The 18,843-nt window shown below is 39.0% G+C and carries 14 protein-coding genes and 1 pseudogene; 8 read left to right on the plus strand and 7 right to left on the minus strand.

The window, feature by feature from the left end:
* Positions 1-367 precede the first annotated feature (367 nt).
* The 3 genes from H6F47_RS07090 (at position 368) to tumE (ending at position 2,842) form a co-directional block, all read left to right on the plus strand.
* On the plus strand, positions 368-1,867 hold the full coding sequence (locus H6F47_RS07090; RefSeq protein WP_190648179.1) for a family 10 glycosylhydrolase: 1,500 nt from the start codon (positions 368-370) through the stop codon (positions 1,865-1,867).
* A 371-nt stretch (positions 1,868-2,238) separates the two neighbouring features.
* Positions 2,239-2,469 carry an antitoxin TumA gene (gene tumA, locus H6F47_RS07095; protein WP_027401476.1) on the plus strand — a complete coding sequence of 77 codons (231 nt, stop codon included), beginning with the start codon at positions 2,239-2,241 and terminating at the stop codon, positions 2,467-2,469.
* Positions 2,459-2,842, plus strand: coding sequence for a toxin TumE (gene tumE / locus H6F47_RS07100; protein ID WP_190648181.1), 384 nt, complete (start codon positions 2,459-2,461; stop codon positions 2,840-2,842). Before tumA ends, tumE begins: the two co-directional genes overlap by 11 nt.
* Positions 2,843-2,891: 49 nt before the next feature.
* Here tumE and polA read toward each other — a convergent pair whose 3' ends face one another.
* Positions 2,892-5,867 (minus strand): DNA polymerase I, encoded by a 2,976-nt coding sequence (polA, locus tag H6F47_RS07105; RefSeq protein ID WP_190648183.1) that lies wholly within the window; start codon positions 5,865-5,867, stop codon positions 2,892-2,894.
* Positions 5,868-5,943: 76 nt separating this feature from the next.
* Here polA and H6F47_RS07110 point away from each other — a divergent pair, with 76 nt between their 5' ends.
* Entirely contained in the window at positions 5,944-6,795 is an 852-nt protein-coding gene (locus H6F47_RS07110) for a Cof-type HAD-IIB family hydrolase (RefSeq protein WP_190648185.1), read from the plus strand.
* A gap of 222 nt (positions 6,796-7,017) precedes the next feature.
* Here the strand turns inward: H6F47_RS07110 and H6F47_RS27580 are convergent, their stop codons facing one another.
* Entirely contained in the window at positions 7,018-7,254 is a 237-nt protein-coding gene (locus tag H6F47_RS27580; protein ID WP_206755138.1) for a hypothetical protein, read from the minus strand.
* 111 nt (positions 7,255-7,365) lie between these two features.
* On the minus strand, positions 7,366-8,253 hold the full coding sequence (locus tag H6F47_RS07115) for a DALR anticodon-binding domain-containing protein (protein ID WP_199291090.1): 888 nt from the start codon (positions 8,251-8,253) through the stop codon (positions 7,366-7,368).
* Between the two features lie 296 nt (positions 8,254-8,549).
* Here H6F47_RS07115 and H6F47_RS07120 point away from each other — a divergent pair, with 296 nt between their 5' ends.
* Positions 8,550-9,269 carry a Crp/Fnr family transcriptional regulator gene (locus H6F47_RS07120; RefSeq protein ID WP_096572776.1) on the plus strand — a complete coding sequence of 240 codons (720 nt, stop codon included), beginning with the start codon at positions 8,550-8,552 and terminating at the stop codon, positions 9,267-9,269.
* 71 nt (positions 9,270-9,340) lie between these two features.
* Here H6F47_RS07120 and H6F47_RS07125 read toward each other — a convergent pair.
* The 4 genes and pseudogenes from H6F47_RS07125 to H6F47_RS07140 all read right to left on the minus strand — a co-directional run.
* Positions 9,341-9,994: pseudogene (locus H6F47_RS07125) on the minus strand (substrate-binding domain-containing protein); the annotation flags it as partial.
* Complete coding sequence (locus tag H6F47_RS07130) at positions 9,991-11,418, minus strand: ABC transporter substrate-binding protein (RefSeq protein ID WP_190648188.1); 1,428 nt, start codon at positions 11,416-11,418, stop codon at positions 9,991-9,993. The gene H6F47_RS07130 and the pseudogene H6F47_RS07125, both read right to left, overlap by 4 nt.
* Positions 11,419-11,463: 45 nt before the next feature.
* Positions 11,464-12,903, minus strand: a complete 1,440-nt coding sequence (locus H6F47_RS07135) for a serine/threonine-protein kinase (RefSeq protein ID WP_190648191.1) — start codon at positions 12,901-12,903, stop codon at positions 11,464-11,466.
* 92 nt (positions 12,904-12,995) lie between these two features.
* The gene (locus H6F47_RS07140) at positions 12,996-14,015 is read right to left on the minus strand and encodes a LysR family transcriptional regulator (RefSeq protein WP_137667102.1); all 1,020 of its coding nucleotides are present in this window, start codon (positions 14,013-14,015) and stop codon (positions 12,996-12,998) included.
* A 398-nt stretch (positions 14,016-14,413) separates the two neighbouring features.
* Here H6F47_RS07140 and H6F47_RS07145 point away from each other — a divergent pair, with 398 nt between their 5' ends.
* From H6F47_RS07145 to H6F47_RS07155, 3 genes are all read left to right on the plus strand, one after another.
* A complete protein-coding gene (locus H6F47_RS07145) occupies positions 14,414-15,130 on the plus strand; it encodes an NnrU family protein (protein ID WP_190346869.1) in 717 nt (238 codons plus the stop codon).
* A gap of 321 nt (positions 15,131-15,451) precedes the next feature.
* Positions 15,452-15,838, plus strand: a complete 387-nt coding sequence (locus H6F47_RS07150) for a thioredoxin family protein (RefSeq protein WP_096570599.1) — start codon at positions 15,452-15,454, stop codon at positions 15,836-15,838.
* 740 nt (positions 15,839-16,578) lie between these two features.
* Positions 16,579-18,645 (plus strand): NAD(P)H-quinone oxidoreductase subunit 5, encoded by a 2,067-nt coding sequence (locus tag H6F47_RS07155; RefSeq protein WP_190648208.1) that lies wholly within the window; start codon positions 16,579-16,581, stop codon positions 18,643-18,645.
* Positions 18,646-18,843 lie beyond the last annotated feature (198 nt).

Here is an 18,843-nt window from a genome sequence, read left to right on the forward strand (position 1 = left end):
CAAATATTCTTAATAGCAGGCTTGGCCTGCTTTTTATGCAAAAATTTCTCTAGATTCATGAATATTTCTCCTATACGGGCGAAGCATTCAGGCGATAAATTATCAATTTTGATCACAGGTTATTGTCCTGTAAGAGCGTTTGCGAAGCGTGCTGGAAGCATCAGCATTCGGGTGATAAATTATCAATTGTGATCACAATTTTCCTGTAAGGGCGAAGCATTCGGCCGATAAATTATCAATTTTGATCACAGGTTATTGTCCGAATGCTTCGCCCCTACGACTCCTTAAATAAATTTTTCCTGTTGCCATACATTAATTAAGTAAGAAATTTAGCAAAAGATAGATCAATTAAGGTTAATTAAGAAATATGTACAAAACTCCTTTCAACTTTCCCACACCAAGATTATTGCGTCGCAGTCTATTTGCTGTTTTGTTTAGCAGTAGTATGTTAATTCCTAACTTTAGCACTCAACCAGCAGCAGCACAAGTAATGGAGTTATGTCAATTATCACCAAAAGCAGTTAAACAAAAAGAAGAACTACGTTTATCAGCCATTAAAGGCAATAAAGACGCTCAAAGTCGTTATCAAAAAATCCTCAAAGAACACGCAGAAGAATTACAAAATTGTCGCCGTCAAAATTGGCCACAAACTCAAGCTATCTGGTTACGTTTGTATCCCTGTGACTCTCAGCCAGGAGCAATTGATCAGATAATGGATCATATAGTCAATAGTGGCTATAACCAAGTTTATTTAGAAGCATTTTATGATGGACAGGTATTGTTACCAGTAGCAAATAATCCCACAGTTTGGCCATCTGTAGTTCGCACTCCTGGTAAAGAAAAAGTCGATTTATTAGCTGAAGGAATTAAAAAAGGACAAGCAAGAGGATTAAAAGTTTATGCTTGGATGTTTACAATAAATTTTGGCTACACTTATGGTCAAATTGAGAGTAGAAAAGATGCGATCGCTCGTAATGGAAAAGGTCAAACTAGCATAGAAGTTGTAGATAACCGTTCCCAAGTATTTGTAGACCCCTATAACACCCAAGCAAAAACCGATTTTTACCGCATGGTACAAGAAATAATGCGTCGTCGTCCTGATGGCTTATTATTAGACTATGTACGCTATCCCCGACAAGCTGGAACTGATTCCATAGCTACAAAAGTTGGCGATTTATGGTTATTTACTCCGGCAATTCAAGAAGCTTTATTGCGTCGTGCCAAAAATAATAAAGGACTAGAATTAATTCGCCGGTTTTTAAGTAAAGGATACATCACAGCAGGAGATGTAGGAGAAGTTGATCAACTTTATCCCCAAGAAGATGAACCAATGTGGGAAGGTCGTATTCCTCCAGTTGCAGAAAAATCATTACTCACAGCAAACGATAAACAACCAATTTTACAAACAGATTTATGGCTTTTGGCAGTTGCTCACGCCATGCAAGGTATATTAGATTTTGTTGCCCTAGCTAGTTATCCAGCCACACAAAATAATATTCCAGCGGGAGTAGTATTTTTCCCAGAAGGTAATCAAACAATAGGAAAAGGTTATGATTCCCGTTTACAACCTTGGGATAGATTTCCTAATACTTTAGAATGGCATCCTATGTCCTATGCGACTTGTGGAAATGCTAATTGTATTATGGACCAATTGCAAAGAGTTTTAAGTATGGCGCAACCAGGTACAAAAGTTATTCCTGCTTTAGCTGGTAAATGGGGAGAACCAATAACAGGCCGTCCACCCTTAGAACAACAAATGGCAGCTTTAAGGAGATTTGCACCTCAAATTAATGCAGTTAGTCATTTTGCCTATTCTTGGCAACATCCAGAACTTGATGGCCAGCGTAAATTTTGTAAATCTCAGTGATATTACGTCTATTTGAATAGGAATTAATCATATAGCCCAAATATTGGTTTTCCTGTAGTCTGTGAGGTTGGGAGGATTCTTCAGTAGCCTTTTATACTTTTCTTCTTTTTCGCTTTGCACTTTTTCTTTTTTATTTTTTTCAGCGTAGCGAAGCGGATCGTTAAAAATTTTTTTGGAAAATAGAGTCTGTATAATTAACGAAATGCTTTCTTTGTCCTTAGAGAATGTTTTAAGATTGGTATACCGTCATTTTTATCACATTGCTACCCCTTCACCTTTTGTAAAATAGTAGTAAAGATATTTGATACACTATAAGACACTTTTCAAACAAACTCTTATAATTAAGTTAACTAAATTAAACAGATAAATAAATGCGTAAACAAGTTATCGAATATACATCTCCACTAGATGCGTTGATTGCCCTTACCAAACAGTTAAATGTTTATGAAATCAAGTACCAAATGAGTTCAGAAGATTTTTTTGCCAAATATAGCCAGGGAGAAACTTCTGATGATGAAGTGTTTGTCGAATGGGCAGGAAATTATCAGCATTATCTAGCTTTACACCAAGAAATAACCAGCAAACTCCAAGATGTCGCGTAAAATTATCCAAGGGTATTTAGATGAAGTTGAGCAACTTTTAATTAATTGCTCTAACGTATATATTGAGGAGTATAGTGCGGTAATTTTAACGCCAGAGCGTGCTAATCTCCGTATTAGAATACGTTTTGCAATTAAATATTTACTAGCAGTTAGTGAAGCATTTGTTGTTGTAAATAATCAGATTGAATATGTTGATTACCGCTATCACTTTCAAGATGAGCAAAATAGTCTAATTTTTCGTTATGACAGTACACCACACTTTCCCAACTTGCCTAGTTTCCCCCACCATAAACATCTTTTTGGCAATGTAATTGCTTGCGAAAAGCCACATATAGCTGATGTTCTACAAGAAGTGATGGAGTTTTTAAAGTAGGAATACTATATAGCAATAATGTTCAGATATTTGTTTTACGGCTGCAACACTACTTCGTCTCCATCCAATTATCACCCGCACGCACATCAACAACCAAAGGAACACTTAAACTCACCGCATTTTCCATCACCGACTTAATTTGTAATTGCAATTCTTCCCATTCTTGGGGAGGAACTTCAAACACTAATTCATCATGTACCTGTAACAACAACCGCGCTTGATATCTTCTTAAAACTTCATGTATTCTAACCATTGCAATTTTAATAATATCCGCACTCGAACCTTGAATTGGTGCATTTGCAGCAGAACGCAATAACCCCGCATCATAAGCACCCAAATTTTTCAACTTACTCAAATCAATATCTTCTAAATTTCTACCTCTTAACTCTTTCAAGGTTTTAGTAGTAAAATCAAAATAACGTCTTCTTCCCAAAATTGTTTCTACATATCCTTGAGCAATAGCTTGTTTTTTTACACCCTCCAAATATTTAAATACTTGGGGATATCGTTCATTAAATCTCTTAATAAATTCATTTGCAGTATTCTTATCCACACCTGTAGAACGGGAAAATTTTAAATAACCCATTCCGTAAATTACACCAAAATTAATTGTTTTCGCAAAACGTCTTTCTTCTGATGTCACTTCATCTTTTTCAAAGACTAATTTTGCTGTTACTGTATGAATATCCTCGTTATTTTGATAAGCTTGAATTAATACAGGTTCTTGACTCAAATGTGCTAAAATTCTTAACTCAATTTGTGAATAGTCAGCAGCAACCATTAACCAACCAGATTGGGGTAAAAACGCTTTTCTAATTTGTCTACTAAAAGCGGTACGAATGGGAATATTTTGTAAATTAGGATTAGAAGAAGATAACCTACCTGTTGCAGTTACAGTTTGATTAAAATCAGTATGTAACCGTTGACTTTTGGGATGTACTAATGCTGGTAAAGCATCTACATAGGTAGATTTTAATTTTGATAAAGTTCGATATTCAATAATCGCATCAACCAAACCTGTGGTATCAACTTCTTGGAGTTTTTCTAAAGTTGCAGCATCGGTAGAATAACCAGTTTGAATTTTGCGGGAATATTTGGTACTTAAAGCGAGTTTGTCAAACAAAATATAACTCAATTGTTTAGGAGAACCTAAATTAAATGTTTCTCCAGCAATTTCTATTGCTTTTGTTTCTAAAACTGCTAAATCTGATTCTAACAACTGAGACAATTCTTGTAAATAACCGGAATTAATTCTCACCCCTGTATATTCCATTTCTGCTAAAACTGTTTCTAGGGGTTGTTCTACCTCTAGCAATAATTTCTCTAATGCTGGTATTTGATTTAATTCATTTCGCAATTTATCAACTAATTGAAATGTGGCATAAACTTGAGTTCCACAATAATATGCTACTGTATTTATGCCAATATCAGCAATAGTTTTTTGTGGTTCTTTTTTCCCTGCTTTGGGTACAATATCATTATATTCTGTGAGTTGTAATCCCAAATATCTTAAAGATAAATCACTTAAATTATGGGTATTATCGGGATTTAGCAAATAACTTGCTAACATAGTATCAAATACCACCCCTGTTAAATTAATTCCCTGACATTTGAAAATTAATCTATCAAATTTGGCATTTTGAAATGTTTTCGGATAATCTGCATTTTCTAAAATTGGACGTAGTTTTGATAATACTACATCTAACTGTAAATTATTGCCACTATTGCCTATTTTATGACCAACGGGAATATAAGCAACTTCATTTTCTCCTGTTCCCCAACAACAACCGATTCCTACTAAAGCTGCATCTCTTGGTTCTAAATCTGTAGTTTCTGTATCCCACGCAACGGTTTTTTTTGGGTTAGTACATTTTTCTAAAATGCTCACTAAATCCTCTAATTTTTCTGTTGTATCAATAATCCGAATTGGCATTTTTTCATGATGATATTTTTCAGCATTCGCTGTATCTTCCGCACTAAAAAACCATACTTCATTATCTTCTTCAGATGCAATATTAATCTGGTTATTTTTGATAGTTTCGGTTTTGGTTTCTGTAACTTCTCCCCCGAATTTTGCTTGGAGTTCGTTGATTTGTTCTAAGAATTTCTTAAATTCTAATTTCTCTAAAATGGGAATTAAATTAGCAGTATCAAAACCCTTTAAATGACAATCTTCTAAATTAACTTCTAAAGGTACATCTACAACTATTTTGGCTAAATATTGAGAATGCAGTGCATCTTCTTTACCTGCAATTAATTTTTGATGATTTGCACCTGTTATTTCATCTATTTTAGCGTAAATTTCATCTAAAGAATGATAAGTATTTAATAATTTTACTGCTGTTTTTTCCCCAATTCCTTTAACTCCAGGAATATTATCAGATTTATCCCCGCAAAGGGCTTTAAAATCTACAATTTGTGTAGGGAAAACACCTAACTTTTCTTGAACTTGTGCTGCTTGAAATTCCGTGATACTATTGGTAGAACGTTTTAAAGCTTCAGGACTAAAATTTAAAACTGTAATCCCTTTTTTTTCATCAATTAGTTGAAATAAATCCCTATCTCCTGATAAAATCTTCACTCGATAACCAGCAGCAGCAGCTTTTTCGGCTAAAGTTCCTAATACATCATCTGCTTCATAACCTGGTTGTGTAATAATCGGTATATTTAAAGCTGTTAATAAATCATTCAGGTTTTCTACATCGGGAATAAAATCTTCCGGTGTTTCTGCTCTTCCCGCTTTATAATTATCATCTGCTTCATGGCGAAATGTAGGCGCTGCTAAATCAAACGCTACTGCTATTGCTTGTGGATTTTCGCTTTTTAATACTTCTAATAAACATTTAATAAAACCAAAACATACGCTGGTAGGAATACCTGTTTTTGTACGCAGCCCGCCATCTCTACCTTTAGCAAAAGCGAAGTAGGAACGAAAAGCTAAAGAATGTCCATCTACAAGGATAATAGTAGGATTGGTTGTAGTTGCAGAATCTGAAATCACTGAATTAGTCGAGTTTGGGAACATAGCCTATTTTAACTATTGCTGATCGCCTGTTACTCTCTTACTGGGACGATTATTAAATAATGTATCTGCTCATCTTATGACATCTATCAACAATCAGGCTGAAAATAAAAAAGATATTAAGCTACTGGTACTAGATATAGATGGTACGATCGCTGGCCATGACAACCAAGTCAGTGACACTGTACAGCAAGCTATTAAAGCAGTCCAAGCTAAAGGTATTCAAGTAGCTATAGCTACGGGTAGAATGTATTGTTCAGCTTTGCGCTTTCATGAAGATATTCAGTCTAATTTACCATTGGTAGCTTATCAGGGTGCTTGGATTCAAGATCCCAATAGTGGTAAACTGCACCGTCATTTAACTGTAACCAAGGAAATTGCTTATCAATTATTAGATTACTTTGAACAACCACAATGGCGATCGCTTCTTTCAGTCCATTTCTATATTAATGATCAACTCTACGTGCGAGAAATAACTACAGATACAGCAGACTATTCTCAACGCTGTGGTGTTATTCCTCTTCCTGTGGGTGATTTGCGGCAAGTATTAACTGATAACATCCCGACTAAGGTTTTAGCCTTATGTAATAAAGTAGATTTGATTAGAAAAATGATGGGTGATTTACGTTTACAATACACACCCGCAGAATTATACATGACAACTTCTGTCGCAACTTTCCTAGAAGTAGCAAATCCTTTTGTTAACAAAGGTACTGCTGTCCGTTACCTTGCAGAAGAAATGTTAGGAATAGAAAGCAGTCAAGTAATGACTATTGGGGATAACTTTAATGATGTAGAAATGTTGGAATATGCGGGAATAGGTGTCGCAATGGGAAGCGCACCAGAACCAGTAAAAGCGATAGCAACGTGGGTGACAGCCAGTGTAGAACATGATGGAGTAGCGATCGCCATAGAAAAATTCTTACTTTAACAGGTAACTGGGGACTGGTGACTGGTGACTAGGAAAAATCTTTCCTCCCCTACTTTCTGACTCCTGACTCCTGACTCCTGAATCCTGAATCATACCCAAACATCAGAAAGGACACCGACGACTGGCCGTGTTTCGTCTCGGTGTCCTTGCTGGTTCGCTCCTCACACACCAGCTAATATATCCCAGGAGACAGATCGCGTCAATACCTATAGTCAAATTTTTTCAATTGCAGTCACAGGAGTTCAGGAGTCGTAGGGGCGAAGCATTCGGAAAATAACCTGTGATCAAAATTAATAATTTTTCGCTCGAATGCTTCGCCCTTACAGGAAAATAACCTGTGATCAAAATTAATAATTTTTCGCTCGAATGCTTCGCCCTTACAGGAAAATAACCTGTGATCAAAATTAATAATTCTTCGCTCGAATGCTTCGCCCTTACAGGAAAATAACCTGTGATCAAAATTAATAATTCTTCGCTCGAATGCTTCGCCCAGACCGGAGTTAGGAGTCATGAGGCAAGAAGTAATATCTTATTCTCCCCAGTCAACGCTCCCCAGTCAACAGTCCCCAATCACAACTCCACAGGCGCAAAAACTCCCAATTTACTTTCTAATACAGACCTTAAAACCAACTGGGTAACAATCAGCAATCCTAACCTAGCCTGAGCTAACTCCAATGAATTAATTTTCACTTCCCCCCAGATGCGACAATTACACCAGAAACTTTCAAAAGCTTCGCTCAATTTCAGTGCAGTTGTCATCCAATTAACTGAAGTGTTAGAATCAGGGAATACCAAATCATCTACCATTTTTACCAACAGGTGCATCAGACGCACCTCATCCCCTTGATAAAGACGCAATTTTTGATCACAGTCTAGCCAGGGTATCGGTTGGGTAGACAGCAAACCTAGCACTTCTGTACTATTATCTATCAGTTGAATCAATCCCTCTCGATCAGCTAATCTCAATAATGAACAGCAGCGTGCATGGGCATATTGAATTTTAAACAATTTATTGTTGTAATTCTCACCATCTGGCCATCTTCCCGTCTCCCCATCTCCCCCACCTCCAATTCCTTCTAAGCTAGTTTCACCGACTGTTAGATTATGTAACCAAACTGCCAAAGTAGAATCAATCAGTTCTATATGAATCAAAGCAGGAGGAACAACTTTAACGTGAAAAAGCTCACCATAAGCTACCAAATGAGCAGCAATCGCCCTGATAATACCTGTTACTTTTGAATTATCAGATGAGGCAAGTTGCAAAGCTACACTAGAAATATATAAAATTTTTTTACCATCTGTGCCTTGATATAGAGGCAGTTTTCCCTTTTTTATCCATAGAATTTTCTCATCCTTGGTATAAACACTGAGGAAATTTATTAAATGGATATAGACTATTTGTTTAATTGAGGTATACTTCTTAAATAGTAGCCAATGTTGCACGTAGTTATTTAGCAAACTTTTGCGGTTATCACGATTTTATCCTGTTCCATCCACCTTTAGATAGAAGTTTAGTCTAAGTAAAGAAAAATGAGAGTAGGATAAAATTTCGTGAATAATCAATGAATGATTAGTAAACTTTACTACCCTCATTGTACAGTAAGAAGTATAACAAAAGAGTAGAGGGCAAAATTCGCTTTCTACACTTTGGATGGCTGACACTGTTGGGTGTTCAGCCTACCCTGTTAACACAAAGACACTCCTTGCACCTTTTTATTTAGTCTTTGTTTTTAGCCGAACGCTCTTTGTTAACTATGCAATCTCAATCCTCTTTTTCCGAGGCATCACGGCCTTTCTTAACTTGGCAACGAATTCTTGACTGGGCGCAAGAACACTACCGCTGCCGCACCTTCAGCAAAGATGAGCGCATTCCCGCCAGACCCGGATTGCTGTATTTAGTGCAGAGAGGTGCAATCCGCATGGTAGGAACAGCCCAAGTAAGTGCTACTGCCAGCCAGCTAACATCTCGACGCATTAACAGAACCCCTGAAGAAGCCTTTTTGGGTTTTGTGGGCGCAGGACAACCATTTGAAATCGTCGCTCAGTCCCCCTTTACACTCCAAGCTTACGCCCACGTTGACCAAACTGCGGTGCTGTGGATGTACTGGCATGATTTGGATAACTGGCCTCACTTCCGTCGTGAAGTCATGGATGCCTTTAGATATCAACATCAGCGCAAGCTATTGTGGCTAAGTGCTTTAGGACAACGACGTACAATTGACCGACTGCTAGGTTTCCTCACCTTGTTAATTGAGGAATATGGAGAACCAGCAATGAGCGAAACCGATCCCGATGTTATTCGCGGCTATTGCCTACCTTTCCCTCTCACCCATGCCCAAATTGGTAGCGCCATTGGTTCTACCCGCGTCACCGTTACTCGCTTGATGGGTAAATTGCGTCAACGTGGACTCATCCTCACCCAAGGGGATAATCTGATTTGCTTGCCAGCAGAGTCAATTAACAGAGCGAGCTAAAACACTTTCACCAAGCCAAGTGAAGTGTTTAATCTGGTTCTGGAAATTTTAGAAGCGATGACTAGCAGGTGTCAGCGGATTTTAACAAACCCAGTTTGGGTAATTAGTTCCTGTCCCTGCTCTGTTAGCAGTAAGTTAGCATAAGCAACGCCGACTTGCTCCCCAGTTTGACCATTCTGTTTAACCACTACAAACAGATTCCGGGTAATCGGGTATTTTCCTGATTGAAAAGCCTGAATGTTCAATTGATTCCGTTTTTCAGGACATTGATTAGGGAGAATCAATGGTTCTTGATAAGGAGGAATGTATTCCCCAGGCGTGCGTCCCAAAGGTAAGGGTCTAATAGAACATTGAGGAACAACCTCCGGAGCAGAAGCGTAATAGATGCCACCAGGACTATCAGCCGCCTTTTTTAAGGCTTGGGTGGTCGTAAAGACAAACTCTACTTGGGAACTGAAAGTTTGACCACCCAAAATGTCTTGGACAAAAAGTTCAACGGTGCCACCATCACTAACACGGCGTGTAAATGCCTTAATTGGTAGATTTAGTCCACCCACTTGATTCCAATTATTAATCTTGCCTGTGTAGATGGATTTTAGCTGGTCTATTGTCAATCCTGGGATATTTAGGTTCGGGTTTACGGCTACAGCTAACCCATCAATCGCTACAGGAATTTGATTGAGTTTGAATCCACGTTGTTGAGCGCGGTTTAATTCTTGATTTAATTTCTTGGTGATATTGGCTCAAAGTCATAGCCAGTACGAGATCGACTACCAGGGACTATTTTTACAAGTTGGACTGAGGTGTTTCTATCTCCTGATGGTAAAAAGCGAATTTCCCCACCAGCACCTGTAGCAGAAAATCCAGGAGATACAAGAGTTTTTTGAATACCAGAACGGGTGGGATCTTTTCCTAAGGCAGCAATCAGGGCTTTTGTAGCATCATAGGCTAGGGCAGTACGCCAACTCACATCAGCACCCCATAATTTTCGGGATGTTTTGGGAAATTCCGATTTGGGATTACCTTGAATATGCCAGGGAACTGCTAATACCATTCCTACTGCTTGTTCTCTACCAATTTCTAAGGTTTTTAGTGTATACACACCATTACCAGCCAGTAATTTTAGACGCTGTTGATTTACCTGAACTACTTGCAATGCTTTGTCTACAATTCCTGTGTTAGCGGCTAACATTAATACTTGCGCCCCTTGTTCAGTTGCCTGTTTCACACTGGAAGCAGCACTAAAATCGGCTTTGGATAAATCAAATTCTTGAGATACTTCTCCACCTTCCAATAAAATAGAGGCAACAAACTCTGATTTTAGAGACTGACTATAATCACTTTGAGAATTAAAGAAAACTGCTGCTTTTTTCTTCTGTAAGTTTTTCACCATGTAATTTGCTAAGGTTCTAGTAGTTATCAAATGACTGGGAACTGTTCTAAAAATGTAGGGGCTAAAGTTGGTAATTTTCACAGAACTGCTATTAGGGGAAATAGCAACAAGTTTTCCAGAATCATAAACTTTACCTGCCGTTAATGTTGCATTACTACTACTACAGCAGATTGCACCTAATACTTCTGGGTTTTTGACTAAGTGACTAGCAATTTCTTTAGATATTTCTGGTTTATCATCATCGTTAGCTATGCCGACTTTTAAGTAAGCTCCGTTAATTTTTCCTTGACTATTAATTTCCTCTTGGGCTTGAGCGATACCTCGTAGTATTTCTAATCCAGTACCAGTATTAGGATTATTGGCTAATGGTATTGTTGCCACAATTGTATAGTTTTTGCTAGATCCAATCCGCGCGTTATTCAGATATATTAGTGCTTCTGGATCATTGGGTTGGAATTTTAAAGATGCTGTAAATTTGGCGATCGCTTGTTGATAATTTTTATTAGCTATTGCTTTAGCCCCATCTGTTTTAAATGCAGAAGCTTCTCCAGGGCTAAATATTTTTTCCCCAAAACTAATTCTTTCTTTAACTGATGTTTCTGATTGATTATTATTGTTTTTTTTCTGATTATTTTCTAATGTGTTCACACTAGTTATTGGCAAAATTCGCCCTAAAAATAACCATATACCAATTCCTAGTACACCGCTTGTCAATAATAAGGATAATAGTAATACTTTAACTTCTTTTTGTAACATAATTGACTCCTTTGTTTTTAAGTGACTTTTGAAAAACCAAACTATCTAAATTATTGAAGATATTAATTTATAAATCAAACGAAATATTGATGTTACCGCAATAGCTATTAAAGCTGAAGCAAATGCTAAAATAACCACATTCTGAATAACAATACCACCATGTAAAAAGGGGATAAAAAATATAATTGCCAAAGTAATTGCGGGGATAATTAATAAGTCAAATTTTTCCAACCAGCGTTGAGTTTGAGCAAAAATTAAACCACTCAAAATCACAACAGAAATAGCCATAGTGATGATCGGGTTTTTGAGTAAGCTGAAAAGGGCGATCGCTATTAATGCTCCTTGAAATCCGCTAAAAGCTGCCCCAGCTAATAATTCCCAAGTAGCAAATTTTGGTTGTAGTGAAATTGGTTTTAGTGGTGGTGGTATTGGTGTTGGAGGTTGGGTTGATGGATGTGGTTGTATTTTTTGTCCCTGTGGTACTGATGGAGGTGTTTGTATTTGTGGAGGTGAAGCTGTAGGAATTACACTAGGAGCAGGTGGAGAAAGAGCTTGTAAAACTTCTGCTGCTGACTGAAAGCGTTGACTAGCCGCAGGGAGCAGCATTTTGTCTAAAATATCAGCTAGTCTGTCATTAACAGTAACTTGTGTCCGCCATTTCCACTGATTAGTATAGGAATCAAAAAGTGTACCAGCTTCCTTTCCTGTTAATAAAGTAATCACAGTCACAGCTAAAGCGTATAAATCTGTAGAAGGAAATACTTGATTTCCTGACATTTGTTCTGGTGGTGCAAAACCCAGAGAATAGATTCCCGTAGAAGCAGTAGAAGCACCAGGAACATTAGCAACTTGTTTTACAGCACCAAAATCTAACAAGAATAATTTACCATCCCGACGACGCATAATATTAGAGGGTTTAATATCTCTGTGAATAATGCCTTTATCGTGGATAAAAGTGAGAACTGGGAGAATTTCCGTGAGTATTTGTGTAACTCCGATTTCTGAAAATTTCCCTTCTTGGAGTAATTCTTCTTCTAGATTTTGTCCATCAATATATTCTTGAACGAGGTAAAAAAACTGCTCTTGTTTTCCTGGTGGTAAACTGGAGACAGAGACAGGGAAGAAAGCAAATAAGTCAGGAATTTGCTCATGTTCATTGCCTATTTGCGCTAAAACTTCTGCTTCTCTTTCAAAGAGTTGTTGTGCTAGTTGTAGTTGAGTAGGTGTTAAATTCCCAGCAGGTTGGAATTGCTTAACCACACAGGAGCGCATTCCCGGAATACGGCGATCGCGTGCCAAAAAAGCGGCACCAAAACCGCCCTTACCCAGTAACTGAGTAGGTACATAGCGACCATCTAAAAGTAGTGGCATACCACAACTAATGCAGTATTTTTGCTGGGTTGTTTTTAAAGTTGTAACATCATCTAAATCCGCGAAATGATTGATTGGCCTGGGGCAGTTGGGACGAGTGCAGTAAACTTCCATGTTAGTTGTTAGTCATGAGTCACCAGTCATTAGTCATTAGTCATTAGCTATCTACACTTTTGACTACTGACTACTGACTACTGACAAAAAATTTACTCTGGATCAGATGAAATAGACGTTGATGTATCTATTTCTAATGTACTTAACATCAGATTTTTTTGTGATAATTTTAACGCATCTCCATCCCATCCAGGGGTAGCAAACTGGGGTAAAATTTCCTGACTAAAGGCTTCTGCGGCTTTAGAGCGATAGCGATTAGGATTAACAATGAGCCAAAGAGTCCGTTTGACAACCACACCTTCAATAGGTGTACAGTGTAGCACACCCATTTGTAATTCTTTAGCGATCGCCGAAGTAGAGACAAAAGCCGCCCCCAAACCTGATTGCACAGCATTTTTAATTGCTTCAATGGAATTTAGTTCCATTTCAAATTTAAAACGTCTGGTATCAATATCACAGCGTGCTAGTACCTGATCAATGACTTTGCGGATAGTAGATTGGGAGTCAAGAGCAATGAATTGTAATTTATATAGGTCTTCTTTTTGAATGGTATCGAGTTTAGCAAAGGGATGGAATGTAGGTAAAATCAGCGCCAGTTCATCCTCTGCGTAGGGAACGATGTCCAAAGATTCAGCTAGTTCAGAGGGAATTTCACCACCGATGATAGCTAAATCAACTTGTCCGTTAGCTACACTCCAAGCGGTACGACGGGTAGAGTGGACGTGAAGTTGTACCGCCACATCGGGATATTTTTGACGAAACATCCCAATCATCCGCGGTAACAAATAAGTACCAGTAGTTTGAGAAGCACCGACAATTAGAGTACCACCTTGGAGATTTTGTAAATCCTCAATAGCGCGACAAGTTTCTTGACACAGACTGAGAATTTTTTCACCGTAGCTAAGGAGTAGATGTCCAGCTTCGGTTAACTGAGCGCGTCTTCCACCCCGATCAAATAAGGGGACATCCAGTTGGCGTTCCAGATTTTGCACCTGTAAACTCACTGCTGGTTGAGAGACGTAAAGACTATCAGCGGCGCGTTTGAAGCTCCCTTCTTGTGCGATCGCTTTGAGAATGCGTAACTGATCTAAAGTGAAAGGAAGGTCAGACATAAGGCTTAACCCACAAACTTGGGAAGGAGCAGCTTTAAAAATAAATCAAGGTCTATAGCTTTTGGGCTAGGCATGATTTATGGCATTGTAATAGCTGTCAGCAGTCAGTAGTCAGTAGTCAGCTTTGGAAAACTCTTGTTTGACAAAGATTCCAAAATATACACTGCTCCTAATGATCCTGAAAACTGCTATGACATTTAAATATGACATTTAAAAACGTGATCCGAAAAAGAAATTAACACAACATCTTGCAAAAAATCCTCTTGTGTATAAACTGTTAAGGGTGCAATCAACTGTCTTGGCTTTTACCATCTAGTGATTATTAGTCAAGATAATTACCAATATTAGCTGCTTTTATTTTCAATTTTGAATTTTTCATCGGAAATTGAGTTGTGTCTATGATGTCTAGTCCTTGGTTCACCAGCAGTCATCTTGTGATGCTGGGGTTACAGTTAGTTTTTGCGATCGCCCACAGCGGAGGTGCTGCTTTGCGTCCTTGGGCTGAAAAATACATCGGACCAAGGTTGTATCGCATTTTGTTTGCATTAGTTAGTTTACCCTTAGCAGTGATCTTAATTACTTACTTTTTTAATCACCGTTATGATGGTTGGCAACTGTGGCAAGTACAGGATATACCGGGTGTGAAACCAGTAGTTTGGGTACTATCAGCAATTTCCTTTTTATTTTTATATCCTGCTACCTTCAATCTACTAGAAATTGCGGCTATTCAAAAGCCCCAAGTTCATCTTTATGAAACAGGTATTATTCGTATTACCCGTCATCCGCAAATGGTGGGTCAAGTTATTTGGTGTATTGCCCATACTCTGTGGCTAGGTACAACCTTCACTGTTGTTACATCTTTGGGTTTAGTGCTACATCACTTATTTGGAGTTTGGCATGGCGATCGCCGTTTGAGCAAACGCTATGGAGAAGCTTTTGAAGTAGTCAAACAACGCACTTCAATTATTCCCTTTCAAGCAGTTTTTGATGGTCGTCAAGCTCTGAAATGGCAAGAATTTATTCGTCCAGCTTACTTGGGAGTTGCCATTTTTGTAGCCTTACTCTGGTGGTCTCATCCCCTATTAATCGTAGCCACCAGTAGCATATCATGGTAGTTTTAAGTGATCCCCAATATCAACATAAAATACTAATTTCATCAAAATTCCCGCTTATCAAATACCACTAAATCAATGTAATATGAAATAAACCAACTGTCAGTGTGGGTTTCCTCAGTCGGTTTGAGATTGAATATTGGGATTTGCTGGTCGCTTGACTTTCTTCGGGAGGAAACGGCAATCAGAAGTTGAACATCAAAAAAGCTACCGTGAATTTGATCGCGCTGGCTTTTTTGTCAGCAACTCCTAATGATACTGACTTGCCAACTCACATCAGTGGTGGTTACTTTGATATAAAAACCTTATAAATCAAGAGGCGTCATGGTGTTGTCGGTCAGTGAGCGGACATTTACTCAAGAAGTTTTAGAATCTCCAATTCCTGTGTTAGTTAATTTCGAGGCTCCTTGGTGTGGCTTGTGTCGCATCATTCACCCATTGTTGCTGCAATTTCAAGCTCAGTGCGACAACGGAATTAAACTTGTAGCGGTTAACGCTGATCAAAATTTCAAGCTATCTACCACCTATCGTCTCAAATCACTACCAACTTTACTACTAATTGAAAAAGGTGTGATCAGACAACGCCTTGAGGGTTTCCGCAGCAGAGATGATTTACGTCAAGCACTGGAAGAAATTCAACTCAGTTGCATGACTAACCATAACACCTTGAGTATAACAACCATGCCTGATTTAGAGTGCCGCTCTGCTTAATTGGTGATTGGTGATTGGTGATTGGTGATTGGGAAAATACAAATAATTTTCCCCTGCTCCCTGCTCCCTGCTCCCTGCCCCCTGCTCCCTGCCCCCTTGCTTCTTCTTGCCCTGCCTCCTACCTTGTCACAACGACAATTGTTAACGCCAGCTTACCTATATCAACATTACTTCATCCCCAATTTTTTCCATGATTCAAATATTAAATTATCCTTAACAAACTTAACAAAATTAATAACCCTTCTCAGAATATCTGAGAAGGGTTATTATATTTTCTTTCGGAAAAAGTGAATATATTTAGGGCTTGCTGAATAAATCTGGACTTACGCATCAATCGTCAAGAAACCTGGTTTCTGCGTAAGTTCTATAAATGTAAAACCTGGAGTGGAAAAGAGTTTTAGCGATTTTAATTTTCAATAAATGCAAGATTTTTGAAGCTGAGACCTAAAAAACCCTGCATTTTGGCTTGAAGAAATCCAAAAATTTGTTACCAACAGATAGCTAAAACTGTTCCCTGTTAAGAGTTTCCTGTACCCTGTCTCCACGACAGGACTTTTTCAGCAAACCTTGTGCTTCAGGTCTAATCTTCTGAAAGCTGTAAATACTTGACTATATTTTTAATGACTATTGGCGTTATCTTACAATTATTAGGAGTTCCGACCTGGACAATTTAGCCTAAGAAGAATATTCTTACAGCATTGTCCTTAATTTGTCAATACTTTTCAAAGTAGGCGTGAGTGATGGAAGTAATCTATCAGTATGCCTGGATTATTCCAGTATTACCCCTATTAGGAGCAATGCTGGTAGGTCTAGGGTTAATCTCGTTAAATCAGGTAACAAACCGCCTGCGACAGCTAAACGCTGTGGTTATTATCTCCCTGATGGGCGCAGCTATGGGGCTGTCTATGGCTCTGCTGTGGAGTCAATACCAAGGTCATGCACCTTATCTGCGTACCTTTGAATGGGCAGCAGCAGGTAATTTTCACTTGACGATGGGCTACACAATTGACAATCTCACAGCTATGATGCTAGTGGTTGTGACAACTGTAGCCTTTTTGGTGATGATTTACACTGATGGCTACATGGCGCATGACCCTGGTTATGTCCGGTTTTACGCCTATCTCAGTTTATTCGGCTCTTCCATGTTAGGGTTGGTGGTTAGTCCCAACCTAGTACAAATTTATATCTTTTGGGAATTGGTAGGGATGTGTTCCTACCTCCTCGTTGGTTTTTGGTACGATCGCAAGGCGGCGGCGGATGCTTGTCAAAAGGCTTTTGTAACTAACCGCGTTGGTGACTTTGGTTTACTGCTAGGTATTTTGGGTCTATTTTGGGCAACAGGCAGCTTTGATTTTACAATCATGGGCGATCGCCTGGGTGAATTAGTAGAATCTGGTTCTATCAGCAATTTCCTGGCTATCCTCTTCGCCATTTTGGTCTTCCTCGGTCCAGTTGCCAAGTCTGCCCAGTTCCCCCTCCATGTCTGGCTACCAGACGCAATGGAAGGTCCTACACCTATTTCCGCCCTGATCCACGCAGCAACAATGGTAGCGGCTGGTGTATTCCTAATAGCGCGGATGTACCCAGTATTTGAACACGTCCCCGCAGCAATGAACGTGATCGCTTTCACTGGGGCATTTACAGCATTTTTGGGCGCGACTATCGCTATTACCCAAAACGACATCAAAAAAGGACTCGCTTACTCCACCATTTCCCAACTTGGTTACATGGTGATGGCAATGGGTGTAGGCGCTTACAGTGCGGGTTTATTCCACCTGATGACCCATGCTTACTTTAAAGCGATGCTGTTCTTGGGTTCAGGTTCAGTTATTCACGGTATGGAAGCAGTGGTTGGCCATGATGCGGTACTGGCTCAAGATATGCGCTTAATGGGTGGACTGCGGAAATATATGCCCGCTACCGGGTTTACTTTCTTTATTGGTTGTTTAGCAATTTCCGGTATTCCTCCCTTTGCTGGTTTCTGGTCCAAGGATGAAATTCTCGGTGCGGCTTTTGCTGCTAACCCCCTGTTATGGTTTATTGGTTGGGTGACAGCGGGTATTACTGCTTTTTATATGTTTAGAATGTATTTCTCGACATTTGAAGGCAAATTCCGGGGTAATGATGAGAAAATCAAAACCATGCTCAAAGATGCTGCTGCTGCTAAGTTAGGTTTGGAATTACAACCTAATTTTGGACCAGGAGCAATGAAAAAAGGTGAGTTAGAAAGTCATGGTCACGGACACCACAGCAGTTCACCTCATGAGTCTCCTTGGACAATGACTCTACCTCTGTTGGTTTTGGCTGTTCCTTCTATTTTGATCGGTTTGGTGGGTACTCCCTACGCTAATTATTTTGAGCAGTTTATCTACTCTCCTAATGAAACCTTAGCTGAAGTAATGGAAAAAGCTGCGGAATTTGACCCCCATGAGTTTTATGTGATGGCGGGTAGTTCTGTGGCTATTTCTGTGGTGGGTATTACTTTAGCCGTGCTGATGTATTTGGCTCGGAAAATTGACCCCAGTGCGATCGCTTCTAAGATCAAATCTCTGTATGAGTTATCGTTGAATAAATGGTATTTTGACGATATTTATCATCAGGTATTTGTCCTTGGTTTGCGTCGTATTGCTCGACAAGTGATGGAAGTTGATTTCCGCGTTGTTGATGGTGCGGTTAATTTGACTGGTTTCTTTACTCTTGTTAGTGGTGAAGGTTTGAAGTACCTGGAAAGCGGTCGGGTTCAGTTCTATGCCTTAATTGTTTTTGGGGCTGTTCTGGGCTTGGTGATCGTTTTTGGTGTGACTTAATTTTTATGGGGGTGGGTTTTCCTGCCCCTATTTTTTCTCACGCAAAGACGCAAAGGCGCAAAGTTATTGAACCACGAAGAACGCGAAGAACGCGAAGGGAAGAGGGGAAGAGGAAGGAATTTTATTAAAGAAGTGAGTGATACTTTTCGCTTAACTGATATTTCTCCTGATCCAGATTCCTATCTAGTTTTTAGGGTG

It is taken from the genome of Sphaerospermopsis sp. FACHB-1094, assembly GCF_014696195.1.
GTDB classification, from domain to species: domain Bacteria; phylum Cyanobacteriota; class Cyanobacteriia; order Cyanobacteriales; family Nostocaceae; genus Sphaerospermopsis; species Sphaerospermopsis kisseleviana.

Excerpts from the sequence above, each read along its gene's own strand:
- H6F47_RS07090 (WP_190648179.1), top strand. The coding sequence starts at position 368 with ATGTACAAAACTCCTTTCAACTTTCCCACACCAAGATTATTGCGTCGC.
- tumA (WP_027401476.1), top strand. The coding sequence starts at position 2,239 with ATGCGTAAACAAGTTATCGAATATACATCTCCACTAGATGCGTTGATT.
- tumE (WP_190648181.1), top strand. The coding sequence starts at position 2,459 with ATGTCGCGTAAAATTATCCAAGGGTATTTAGATGAAGTTGAGCAACTT.
- polA (WP_190648183.1), bottom strand. The coding sequence starts at position 5,867 with ATGTTCCCAAACTCGACTAATTCAGTGATTTCAGATTCTGCAACTACA.
- H6F47_RS07110 (WP_190648185.1), top strand. The coding sequence starts at position 5,944 with ATGACATCTATCAACAATCAGGCTGAAAATAAAAAAGATATTAAGCTA.
- H6F47_RS07120 (WP_096572776.1), top strand. The coding sequence starts at position 8,550 with ATGCAATCTCAATCCTCTTTTTCCGAGGCATCACGGCCTTTCTTAACT.
- H6F47_RS07130 (WP_190648188.1), bottom strand. The coding sequence starts at position 11,418 with ATGTTACAAAAAGAAGTTAAAGTATTACTATTATCCTTATTATTGACA.
- H6F47_RS07135 (WP_190648191.1), bottom strand. The coding sequence starts at position 12,903 with ATGGAAGTTTACTGCACTCGTCCCAACTGCCCCAGGCCAATCAATCAT.
- H6F47_RS07140 (WP_137667102.1), bottom strand. The coding sequence starts at position 14,015 with ATGTCTGACCTTCCTTTCACTTTAGATCAGTTACGCATTCTCAAAGCG.
- H6F47_RS07145 (WP_190346869.1), top strand. The coding sequence starts at position 14,414 with ATGATGTCTAGTCCTTGGTTCACCAGCAGTCATCTTGTGATGCTGGGG.
- H6F47_RS07150 (WP_096570599.1), top strand. The coding sequence starts at position 15,452 with ATGGTGTTGTCGGTCAGTGAGCGGACATTTACTCAAGAAGTTTTAGAA.
- H6F47_RS07155 (WP_190648208.1), top strand. The coding sequence starts at position 16,579 with ATGGAAGTAATCTATCAGTATGCCTGGATTATTCCAGTATTACCCCTA.